This window comes from Methanosaeta sp. UBA458 (assembly GCF_002496085.1).
In the GTDB taxonomy this organism is placed as follows: domain Archaea; phylum Halobacteriota; class Methanosarcinia; order Methanotrichales; family Methanotrichaceae; genus Methanothrix; species Methanothrix soehngenii.
Genome location: NZ_DAIK01000044.1, coordinates 42,643 through 53,555, shown reverse-complemented (window position 1 = coordinate 53,555; position 10,913 = coordinate 42,643). Strand labels below are relative to the sequence as shown.

The 10,913-nt window shown below is 52.7% G+C and carries 13 protein-coding genes and 1 tRNA gene; 12 read left to right on the top strand and 2 right to left on the bottom strand.

What is annotated here, in order from left to right:
- The 3 genes from BP822_RS03080 to pyrE form a co-directional block, all read left to right on the top strand.
- Positions 1-378 (top strand): nucleoside 2-deoxyribosyltransferase (locus tag BP822_RS03080; protein ID WP_286877717.1); only part of this gene is annotated, 378 nt, incomplete at its 5' end.
- Positions 375-1,169, top strand: coding sequence for a metallophosphoesterase (locus tag BP822_RS03075; RefSeq protein WP_286857602.1), 795 nt, complete (start codon positions 375-377; stop codon positions 1,167-1,169). The genes BP822_RS03080 and BP822_RS03075, both read left to right, overlap by 4 nt.
- A 97-nt stretch (positions 1,170-1,266) precedes the next feature.
- A complete protein-coding gene (pyrE, locus tag BP822_RS03070; protein WP_286877716.1) occupies positions 1,267-1,824 on the top strand; it encodes an orotate phosphoribosyltransferase in 558 nt (185 codons plus the stop codon).
- A gap of 123 nt (positions 1,825-1,947) precedes the next feature.
- Here pyrE and BP822_RS03065 read toward each other — a convergent pair whose 3' ends face one another.
- Positions 1,948-2,583: a hypothetical protein gene (locus tag BP822_RS03065; protein ID WP_286877715.1), complete on the bottom strand. Its 636-nt coding sequence runs from the start codon at positions 2,581-2,583 to the stop codon at positions 1,948-1,950.
- 159 nt (positions 2,584-2,742) lie between these two features.
- Between BP822_RS03065 and BP822_RS03060 the strand changes: the two genes are divergently transcribed.
- The 3 genes from BP822_RS03060 to BP822_RS03050 all read left to right on the top strand — a co-directional run bounded on the left by BP822_RS03060 (position 2,743) and on the right by BP822_RS03050 (position 5,144).
- Positions 2,743-3,969: a hypothetical protein gene (locus BP822_RS03060; protein WP_286857605.1), complete on the top strand. Its 1,227-nt coding sequence runs from the start codon at positions 2,743-2,745 to the stop codon at positions 3,967-3,969.
- A gap of 16 nt (positions 3,970-3,985) precedes the next feature.
- Positions 3,986-4,975, top strand: a complete 990-nt coding sequence (locus BP822_RS03055; protein WP_286877714.1) for a class I SAM-dependent methyltransferase — start codon at positions 3,986-3,988, stop codon at positions 4,973-4,975.
- A 96-nt stretch (positions 4,976-5,071) separates the two neighbouring features.
- Positions 5,072-5,144 (top strand) — tRNA-Gln (locus BP822_RS03050).
- Positions 5,145-5,159: 15 nt separating this feature from the next.
- On the opposite strand, the gene BP822_RS03045 is transcribed toward BP822_RS03050, so the two are convergent.
- The gene (locus BP822_RS03045) at positions 5,160-5,486 is read right to left on the bottom strand and encodes a hypothetical protein (protein WP_013719571.1); all 327 of its coding nucleotides are present in this window, start codon (positions 5,484-5,486) and stop codon (positions 5,160-5,162) included.
- A gap of 260 nt (positions 5,487-5,746) precedes the next feature.
- Here BP822_RS03045 and hsp20 point away from each other — a divergent pair, with 260 nt between their 5' ends.
- The 6 genes from hsp20 (at position 5,747) to BP822_RS03015 (ending at position 10,909) form a co-directional block, all read left to right on the top strand.
- Positions 5,747-6,334, top strand: a complete 588-nt coding sequence (hsp20, locus tag BP822_RS03040; protein WP_048132188.1) for an archaeal heat shock protein Hsp20 — start codon at positions 5,747-5,749, stop codon at positions 6,332-6,334.
- A gap of 251 nt (positions 6,335-6,585) precedes the next feature.
- Positions 6,586-6,750, top strand: a complete 165-nt coding sequence (locus BP822_RS03035) for a hypothetical protein (protein ID WP_157863741.1) — start codon at positions 6,586-6,588, stop codon at positions 6,748-6,750.
- Positions 6,751-6,882: 132 nt separating this feature from the next.
- On the top strand, positions 6,883-8,628 hold the full coding sequence (gene glyS / locus BP822_RS03030) for a glycine--tRNA ligase (RefSeq protein ID WP_273278228.1): 1,746 nt from the start codon (positions 6,883-6,885) through the stop codon (positions 8,626-8,628).
- A 21-nt stretch (positions 8,629-8,649) separates the two neighbouring features.
- Entirely contained in the window at positions 8,650-9,315 is a 666-nt protein-coding gene (locus tag BP822_RS03025) for a diacylglycerol/polyprenol kinase family protein (protein ID WP_273278230.1), read from the top strand.
- Between the two features lie 115 nt (positions 9,316-9,430).
- Positions 9,431-10,078, top strand: coding sequence for an adenylate kinase (locus BP822_RS03020; protein ID WP_013719575.1), 648 nt, complete (start codon positions 9,431-9,433; stop codon positions 10,076-10,078).
- Between the two features lie 111 nt (positions 10,079-10,189).
- Positions 10,190-10,909 (top strand): hypothetical protein, encoded by a 720-nt coding sequence (locus BP822_RS03015; protein WP_013719576.1) that lies wholly within the window; start codon positions 10,190-10,192, stop codon positions 10,907-10,909.
- Positions 10,910-10,913: the final 4 nt, after the last annotated feature.

Sequence of the window (10,913 nt, the reverse complement as noted above, 5' to 3'; positions counted from 1 at the left end):
GAGATCGCCTGGGGAAGAGAGCTCTCTTCCTTTCTGCGCGAGAGGCTGGCAAATGCCGGCGTTCAGGTCATATGGCCCTATGAGCTATCAATAAATCAGTTGGAGCCGGAGGAGATCTTCGGGAAGAACCTGAGAGCTCTGGACCGCTGCGATATGATGGTGGCCATCCTAGACGGGCCTTTAGTGGATGACGGCACTGCCTGGGAGATCGGCCGATTCTTCCTTCAGGGAAAAAAAGTTCTGGGAATAAGGACGGATATCAGAAAAGCGGGGGAGTCTGAACGATCCCGGGTCAACTTGATGATAGAATTCTCCTGCCTGAGCATATCCTCGAATATCGATGAGCTCTATTCCGAGCTAGAGAGGCTGCTGGATTGAGCGCTCCGGATTCTGACTCTCCTGCTTATTCCATTGCTCCAGTCTTTGGCGCACCTCTCCTCCTGGCAGAGGGAAAGGAGCGGCTTCTCATTGCTTCCGACCTCCACCTGGGCCTGGAGCATGAGCTGTGGCTGGGAGGAGTATCCATTCCCAGCCAGACCAGAAAGATCCTCGCTCTCCTGAAAGGGTACCTGGACATGATTATGCCTGATAGGCTGCTGATTTTGGGGGACCTGAAGCACAATGTGCCCAAGACGAGCTGGCAGGAGAAGCGAGAGGTCCCTGATTTCCTCCGTCAGCTATCTGCCCAGGTGAGAGTGGATATAGTCTCGGGAAACCATGACAGCAACCTGGCGGACATGGCCCCCCTGGGGGTTAGAGTCCATCCCTCCACTGGAATTGTGCGGGAAGGCAGGGGCTACTTTCATGGTCATACCTGGCCGGAGGAAAAGGTCGTACGTTCTGGGTTTATGGTAGCGGCTCATCTTCACCCTGCAGTGAGGCTCAAGGATCCCCTGGGCAACTTCCAGACCCATCCAGTCTGGGCCAGAGCGCCCATACAAACGGAGGTGGTAGAGGAGCATTACGGTTTTGCCTCTTCTGGGGAGATCATCATCATGCCTGCCTTCAATCCTCTTTGTGGAGGACTGGCCCTCAATGAGCCGGCAGAGGATATGCGTGGTCCCCTCCTGGCGATGGCCAATATGGAGCACGCACGCCTCTATCTGCTGGATGGGACCGATCTAGGCCTCTTGGCGGAGATAAAGGCGGCTGGGGATTGGCCAATCTGACCCGCATGGATCGATTTGACCGGCATCTATCAATTCAGGACAGCAAGGATTATCACCTCTTCCTCAGCTATGCATTCAGAATAAGAGGGATTTGAAAGTGAATGATAGAGATCGACTCCTCGAGCTGCTAATTGAGAGATCGCTGGAGATAAGGCCGGTCACTCTCTCCTCGGGCAGGAAGAGCGACTACTACATGGACTGCAAAAAGGTCACATTGAGCCCGGAAGGGGCCTATCTTACCGCCAAGCTGATGCTGGAGCAGATCCATCCGCAGGTATCGGCCATCGGCGGGCTAACCTTGGGAGCAGACCCCATTGTCTCATCCATATCCGTCCTGAGCCATCTGCAAGGCAGAGGGCTGGCAGCGCTGATCGTGCGAAAGGAGCCCAAGAAGCACGGCACCATGAGCTATGTGGAAGGGCCAGCGCTGGAGAAGGGGTCAAAGGTAGCGGTGGTGGAGGATGTGGTAACCTCCGGAGCCTCACTATTAAGAGCCATTGACCGGATTGCCGCTGCCGGCTATGAGCCGGTTCAGGCACTGACAATACTCGACCGCGAGGAGGGCGGACGGGAGGTTATCGAAGAGCGCGGCTTCTCCCTGCAGGCGCTATATGATCGCAGCGATCTGGGACTGGATAAGAAAAAGGCGGAATGATAAAAAACCTGAAAATCAATTGTGCTGGGATTCGGCCTTGGGATCAAGGCTTTTAGAGCACATGCTCCGCCATGCAATCCGGGTCGTCTTCAGGGTCGGTACTTCAAATCCTGGGGCCCCATTTCAATGGTTTCGATTCTTATCTGTCTCAGGCATCTGATCCGGTGTCTGGTCCTGCAAATCAGGGGCATCCCCCGGGTGGGCATCGCCATTGTCATCCGGACTTATGGGCAGAGGGCTGTTAGGCTCCCAAACGCTCTGATTTGCCGGCACAGAGCCGGGAGGATACGATTCAGATCCATTCATCCCCTGCGGAGTGTCTCCAGGCAGAGGCCCCATGCCAGCGGGATCCATCTGGCCGGGTTGCGGCGTTGGCTGTCCGATTACTGTGAGGGGCGACTCCAGCCACAAATTCCTCCAGGTCCCATCTTCGGAATACGATACATGAGAAGCTATAACATAAGTGCCACACTGAATTGCTCTTATGGGATAGCTGATGGGCGCTGTTATGCCAGGATATAGCTGCGCTGTCTGGCCTTGTGGATAGCTGGTCTCAATCCCCGGAGGAAGTCCGGGAGTGATTACCGCCTGAGTGGCATTATTGCCGTAATAGGTCAGCGTAACTGTAACCATTGCACTATCGCCCAAGTTCAACGATGGAGGGACGCTCTGGCCGGCCGTCAGCTGTGCCGTAGCCGGTCCCATTATCGCTCCAATCCCCAGGAGCAAAAGAACCCACACCAATCCCAAGTGTTTCATCGACTCCATATTTTTTCCGGCGAGATTTAAAGATAGCTGTCATACGAGATTTATATGAGATCTATTCACGGTATTGATCACGATTTCTATCTCTGGAGCGGAGAAATTCAATCTGGCCATACATAAAATACTTATTTGGATTGAAGATATGCATATCTAATGGACGTCTCTTTCTCTGCCTGGCGGCATTCGCGCGAAGAGAGCTTGCAGCTCAAAGGAGATAGCTTCTCCTTCCTCTTCGATAGGCGCTACACCAACAGGCTCAATCGAATGAGCCGGGTTTTCTTCGAGGCTTATGTCGTCGCCACCAAAGAGTTGGCTGCGCAGGAGGACCGCTTCCCCAGCTTAAGCGAGATCGATGCAAAGATGGAGAGCGGTGCCGTCTATGCATTCAAGGATCGCCTGATGAAGAACACCGAGTTCTTCGAGGAGGTCAAGATATCCGGCGTCTCTTACCTGGTTCCGCGCGCCCTCAAGTTCGTGGATTCCACGGGAACGTATACCGATCTGATTCTGAACTTCGATGAAGGGGCGGTGGTCCTCCCCACCCGCAGGAAGACCCCCTCTCTTGCCGAGCCGACGGTGCCCCCCACCGAGGAAGGGGAAGCTGCCTCCTTCGAGACTGAGGAGGATATAGAATTTTCAGCGGAACCCGAAGACAAAGCCGCACCTGAGCCCAGGCCGGAATCCTATTCCCGTCTATTCGAAAAGGCCGCGAATACAACCGCAACTGAGGATGAGGAAGCTGACTTGCCCGAACCTCCCGTCGCGAAGGCGGAAGAAGCCGCTCCTCCAAAGCCCTCTGCCACCGCCACCTTTGCCCCATCCTCGGGAAAAGAGCCACCATCGCTCCCTGCGAAAGGAAGAATGAGCAAAGAGATGATAGTAGCAGCTCTGGCTGGTTTGATCATGCTGATGGCGTTGGGAGGCTATATCTTATCCGGCGGCTTTCCCTCCAATTCATCAAGCAAGCCTCTGATTTTTGTTGATTATTCTGCCTATCTTATCAATTCCAGTAACGAAAGCTACCTGGGCTTTGACATAAGCAATCCTCAAGGGATGCCCAATCTAATTGAGATGAAGCTGCCCTCAAACATCGATGAGAGCATAAGCGCCAGGGGAGGAATCGTCACCATAGCTCATGGTACTGACACCCTGGTGAGGATGAACACCAGCACAGACGCCAGCGTGAAGATCTATCTGCTTAACAACTGGTCCCAGATCCCTCTGACCCTTAACTTTTCGGGCACTGAGGATTATGATACCAGCCTGCAGGTCCATAGCCAGGATTACCTTGTCACTCGCAAGAATGATACCCTGATCTTGAGCTTGAATCTGACTGGGGATGGCGTGAAGTTTGAGCAGAGCTACGCCGAAAAATCCTAGTCCGCCCCTTCTGGCGGTGAGGTCGAAGAGAGAGGATGTGCCAGCTACTCTGAAAATGGTCATAGCTCAAGGCTTCCTTGATCGCGGCCGCAAGGTGGTAGAGAAGGGCGGTTATGTGGAGATACCGGTCAGGTGCAACATCCCCGGTTTGCTTGTCATATCCCAGGATAGCCCCATTTACTATCGAAGGGCTCCAGATCTGGCAGAAGCTATGAGTGACCAGCTGTTGCCAGAGGAGATGGAGCTTCTTCCTCGTGGATGGCATATCCAGGGGGATGTGATAGTGGTCAAGATCCATCCTCGCCTTGACTCTCACCAGGACCGCATAGCACAGGCCCTTTTGAACTTTTATCCTCGCTGTCATACAGTGTTGCGCGACTATGGCATAGAGGGCCCTTTCAGAGAGCCGGTGCGGGAGCTCATCGCAGGCACAAGAACGGAGACTGTGCATCGAGAGAATGGGGTCACTTTTCATCTTGATGCCAGGAAGGTGATGTTCTCAGCAGGCAATCTGAATGAGCGCATGCGCATGGGCAATCTCGGCCGGGGAGAGTACGTGGTGGACATGTTCGCTGGTATCGGCTATTTCTCTCTTCCCATGGCCGTCCATTCCCGGCCCAGGAAGGTCCTGGCCATTGAGCTGAACCCCAATGCTTACCACTACCTCTGTCTGAATATCAAAAAGAATGGGGTAGAGAGGATCGTGGAGCCCGTTCTGGGTGATTGCGCGAAAGTGACCCCAGAGGGGGTGGCTGACAGGGTGGTGATGGGCATGGTTCAGGTAACGGATCGATATCTTCTGAAGGGGATCGGGGCTCTGCGCTCCGGCGGAGTGCTGCATTATCATCAGACTGTGCCCTCCTGGATGCACCCAAAAAGAGCGGTATGCGACATTGAGGAGGCAGCAAGAGCTTTGGGGAGACGATCTGAGATTTTAGGCTGTATCCGGGTCAAGAAGTACTCTCCAGGAGTGGTTCACTCTGTGGTGGACGCCAGGATCAAATAGCCATTGAGAACGTCCGCGCCGTCAGCAGACGCTCATCTGGCTTTAGGGGCAGCGGATCGATAGATTAATAACTACCTGTTGCAAGGTTAGTGGCGAAGCCCGGTAGTGTAGCGGTCAATCACAGGAGGCTCTGGACCTCCTTACCTAGGTTCGAATCCTGGCCGGGCTATTCTCTCGTCTTGAATTATGGCTCAATGCGATCTTTCTTCAGTTCATTGATGGCCTCTGGGGTGAGCCTGATCTCTGCCAGCTGGATTGCCCCCATGGAGGAGATCATTCTGGTCATCATCTCCGATATGCTCCTGCCCAGGTCTTCTTCTTTGCTGGAGAGGAACATAGATAATGCATAGCCAAGGTTATATGCCGTCCAGCTGGCATAGGTGAAGTGGACCATAAGGTCCTCCACCCTCCCCTCAATCCAGGGGCCATCCGATTCTGCGTAGATCACTCTGGACCGGATCTGATTCAAGCTCTGGATCTCCGCCTCAAACTGAACCAAGCCATAAACCATAAGAACTCACATCCTTTTTAAATAAAATACTCTGGCTGTATCTTCTTCATCCACCTGTTCCGGCCATTTGCTGCTTAATAGCTATTGTTATTAATCTCTCCTTCCTATTGAACATTGTTGTTCTTCCCCGGATGCTCGCGTGCTCAAAGGGGATGTGGCCTAAACCATGTATTAGCTGAGACGGGATGAGAAAGCAAAAATTTATATCCTATCACTATCCTATGGTTAGTATGCAAAAGTAATTGTGAGGTGAAATAGATATGTGGGACAAGAAATATCCATCTATATTCGATATATTTGAGAGTTTCACAAAGGGCTTCCCCTTCGAGAGAAAGGAGAGGTTCGAGGATGATTGGTTCAAAGAGCCCTTTGAGAGCATGATCCAGAGGTTCGAGGAATCCATGCCCTCGGAGTTCAATGAACTTGTTCGCGAGGAGAAGACTCCCTCTGGCGTATCTCGCCGCTATGGCCCCTTCGTCTATGGCTTCAGCTACACTGCAGAGCCGGGAAAGGAGCCCATATTCCAGGAGTTTGGCAACATCAAGCCCTCTCATCGGGGAATTGAGCCCAGCGAGGGCAGAGAGCCATTGGTCGACGTCATGAGCGAGAAGGACAAGTTCAAGGTATTCGTCGAGCTCCCAGGAGTTGAAAAGGAGAAGGTAAAGCTGGATGTAGCGGATGACAGCGTGGAGATCAAGACCGATGACGAGAAGAAGTTCTACAAAATGATATATCTGGACTCCACCATAGATCCGGATAGCGCCAAGGCCTCTTACAAGAACGGCATACTCACTCTGGAGCTGGATAAAAAGGAGAAGAGAAAAGGAAAAGAGGTGAAGATAGACTGAGGTGGATGAAAGAGGTCCACAATGGGCGGGACTATGTCGTCCTGCCCTGATTATTTTTCTTCGGCCCGTTCAGTGATCTGCCGCATATCGCGGAATCGATGATAATCAGCGAGTAATTTTACATATTATGCCTAGACAAGGGCAATATGAAACTCATATGATCTAAAATGAAGGGACAATGCTCTAATAGAAAGCCAATGTGAAAAACAATTACTTAAATCATTCCGTACCATGTGGATTACATGCAGCAGATGAGTGAGATTTGGGGTCAGGGGATTGAGCTTGGAGATGGGGGTCAAAAGGGCATACTTTTGGGCCTCAGCAGGATTATGCACGGCAAGTATGGGGATGTAATCCTCCTATGTACTGTTATGGCTGCCTTCGTTATGCTCCTGGCGTTCTCTGCCTCCTGCTAGATAGAGTGGCAAAAATCCAGACAAAGCAAAGGGATGATATCGGCCTATCCAGAGATATGCAAAACGCCCTCTTTTTTAATAACAAAGATTAAATCACCCCCGGTATTCTGAAACCATACCGAGGATTGGGAAATGGACAGGAATGAGTTGGTAAATGAGCTTGCCCGCAGGCGTGGCTTTCTCTGGCCCGCTTTCGAGCTCTATGGCGGAGCCGCGGGATTTTATGATTACGGCCCTCTGGGAGCACCCCTCAAGAGGCGCATTGAAGACATCTGGCGGCAGTACTTCGTAATTGCCGAAGGGTTTGCAGAGATCGAGGCCCCAACCATCGGGGTGGAGGGCATCTTCCAGGCTTCAGGCCATCTGAGCGGCTTTTCCGATCCCCTCACCGGATGCAAAGAATGCAAGGAGGTATACCGGGCGGATCACCTGATAAAGCATATCATAGAGGTTCCCGATGCCCTGACGAATGAGGAGATCTATCGCTGCATGCAGGAGAATGAGATCACCTGTCCGGAGTGCGGCGGCGAGCTCTCCAGTGTCTATGAGTTCAATCTCATGTTCAAGACCATGATCGGCCCGGGAAACAAGATGACCGGCTACATGCGGCCGGAGACTGCCCAGGGGATGTTCATCAACTTCCCCCGGCTCCTGCGCTACTTCCGGGGGGCTCTTCCATTCGCGGCAGTGCAGATTGGCAAGTCCTATCGAAATGAGATCTCCCCCCGTCAGGGTGTGATCAGATTGAGGGAGTTCACCCAGGCCGAGGCGGAGATCTTCATCGATCCCAGAGACAAGACCCATCCCAGATTCGATGAGGTCAAGGCAATCCGGATGAAGTTCTACTCCCAGGAGGCGCAGGAGAAGGGGGAGGAGGAGGAGATGAGCTTTGGCGAAGCGGTGGAGAGGGGAGTTGTCGCTCACCAGACCCTGGCCTATTATGTGGCCAGGACCTATCAGTATCTTCTGGCGGTGGGCATAGACCCGCAAAAGCTCCGCTTCCGACAGCACAAGTCCGATGAGATGGCCCATTATGCTGCTGACTGCTGGGATGCGGAGGTTCTTTTGGACCGTCTGGGCTGGATAGAGCTGGTGGGGGTGGCAGACAGGACCGACTATGACCTCAAAGCCCATACAACAGTCAGCAAGGTGAACCTCTCTGTCTTTGTGAACTATGACCAGCCGAAGAAGAGGAAGAAGACCGTGGTCAAGCCTGATTTCAAGGCTTTGGGGCCGATGTTCAAGTCGAAGGCCAAAGCGGTTGGAGAAGCCCTTCGCGCTCTGGCACCAGAGCAATTGGCCGGTGAGAAGATTCAGGTATATGTTGATGGGGGGACGATAGATATCGACCGAAGTCTGGTCTCCTTTGAGAGCGTGGAGGAGGAGGTGCGGGGAGAGGAGGTGGTGCCTCATGTGATAGAGCCCTCCTTTGGCATCGATCGGATACTCTATTCCATCCTGGATCACTCCTACTATGAGGATGAGATCGATGGAGAGAAGAGAGCGGTTCTCCGGTTCAAGCCTCAGGTTGCGCCAATTGAGGTGGCGGTTCTGCCCTTAATGGATAGAAGCGAGCTGGTCGGACCAGCAAAGAAGATCCTGGAGGAATTGCGTTCCCGGGGCATGCGAACTGACTATGACACCTCGGGGTCCATCGGAAGGCGCTACCGGCGCAATGATGAGATCGGGACCCCCTATGAGGTCACTATTGACTATGAGACCATTGAAGAGGGTACTGTCACCATCAGGGATAGGGATAGCATGAGCCAGGTCAGGGTTGCTCGCTGGCAGGTTGTCGACAAGTTGCAGGCCCTTCTCAATGGGGATCTTCTGTTCCAGGATGCTGGCGATCCGGTCCGTTCAGCAAAGAGTGATTGATTGGAAAAAGGCGAGTGGAAAATGGATATCTCGGGAAAGGAGCGTTCGGTGGGAGTCCTATCCCTGCCTGATATCGTCGCCGACTGGCAGAAAAAGCTAATAGGGGAGGCGAGAAGAAAGGCCATTCACCTCTCTGGCCTCTCTGTCCCTCTCTCTCTTCTGCTCTTGGGCAGGAGCTTTACCATCGCCTTTGTGGCCCTTGCTCTGGCTATCTCTCTGATTCTAGAGTGGCAGAGGCTGAAGGGAAAAATCCGCCTTCCAGAGGTGCGAGCCCAGGAGGAGCACAAGGTGGCCAGCTTCGTCTATTACATCACTGGCTGCCTCCTGTGCGTCGTTTTTCTTCCTAAGATGATAGCATTGAACGCCGTGCTGTTTCTCTCTTTGGGCGACACCATCAGCGGCCTCGCAGGATCGATTCTGGCCAACGCCGATGTGCGAGGCAGAAGGAAGATGTGGGGCTGCAAGTCCCTTCCGATCATGGCCGTCATGTTCTCCAGCTGTCTTCTGATCGGATATCTGGTCTCGGGCATCACCCAACTCTCCTTTCCGGTCTATCTGGCAGGAGCGGCTGCGGCAACGATTGCCGACGGCGTGGCAGTGATCATAAACGGCAATAGCCTTGATGATAACTTCTCCATACCGGTGTTCTCCGGCCTGGTGATGACCGGGGCGGCAGCATTTTTTTAGAGTTCCTCCTCATTTGGGGTCAATGGAAAAGGTTTTTTAGTCTGGGGATTGTACTCTTTCAGCGCTCAAAAGCAGCAAATAGCTGCTAGGTTATGGGAATAGGAGGATTGGATAAATGAATATTATACTGCTCGGCCCGCCGGGATCCGGCAAGGGCACACAGGCTAAGATGATTGCCGACAAGTACAAGGTCACCCACGTCTCTACCGGTGACATTCTGAGGGAGAACGTCCGCAGCGGCACCCCCCTGGGGGTTGAGGCCAAGAAGTTCATGGATGCAGGAAAGCTGGTTCCGGATGCCCTGTTGATCGATATCATCAAAGATCGCCTGGCTAAGGATGACGTTAAGGGCGGATGGATGCTGGACGGATTCCCCAGAACCATGCCCCAGGCGGAGGCTCTGGACAAAATTCTGCCCACTCTGGGCCAGAAGATCGATGTGGTCTTGAATATCGATGTTCCCGATGAGGAACTGGTCAAGAGGGTCACAGGAAGAAGGATGTGCAAGTGCGGCACCACCTATCACGTTCAGTTCAATCCGCCAAAGGTTGAAGGAAAGTGCGATGCCTGCGGAGCGGACCTCTACCAGAGGGCGGATGACAACGAGGAGACGGTCAAGCAGAGGCTGTCTGCCTATCACGCCCAGACCCAGCCCCTGATTGACTACTACAACAAGCGTGGCATTGTGGCCACGGTGCTTGGCGTGGGCGACATCAAGGCTATCTTCGGCGAGGTCGTCAAGGCACTGGACAAGAGGGCATAGAGCCTTCGATATCATTTTTTTAAAAAATTTTTGGCCAACCTCTGTTAGATTAAATTGACAACATATTCAAATACTATCATTCTCATTAATAGTTATATTGGAGGCAAAGGCATGATCGGCATTGCAAAAATCTCTTTGTTATTAGCTTTGATGATATCGACGGCAGCAATCTATGCGGCACAGCCTTGGGACGACAGCAGCGGCTGGGTGGATGAAGGAGCCGGTAGTTGGGATGGCGATTGGAGTGGCGCGGACACAGGAAGCTGGGATAGCGGTTCAGGTGGTGGAGATGGTAATATCGGATCGAGCAGCAATGATTACGGCGGAAGCAATTCCTGGGGGTCTCCAATTCCTGCAGAGATGACATCAAGTGATGAAGCCGTCTTCCCGAGCAGTATCTCAGAAAGCTCATCTACATTAATTGAAGAAGACTCTGCTCAATATGCCAAACGCGATATAGCATATTCAATGGCCGCGGGTGGTAGTAGTAGGAACATTTTCTGGATTGTCTCTCGAGATGGCAACCAGAATTGGCGTTCAGTCAATATCCCGTGCAATCGTTATGCTAGGTTGTCCTTTATACCTTCAGATTCCGGACAATTAATCATGGAGGAACTTTATCCGAACAATCAGGTCCGCACCTACTATTATGGAACTGTGGCAGCATTTAGGCAATATCGAGCCTGGTTCTTCGCCGATACATCAGGAACACATAGAATGAGATATAAGATAGATAACGGTCCTTATAGCGATACTCTGACCTTCTATGTGGGCAATTGTGGTGGAGGAGGCAGCGGTGGGATTTGCCCATGCTGTGGTCGCCCCTATTGAGAGG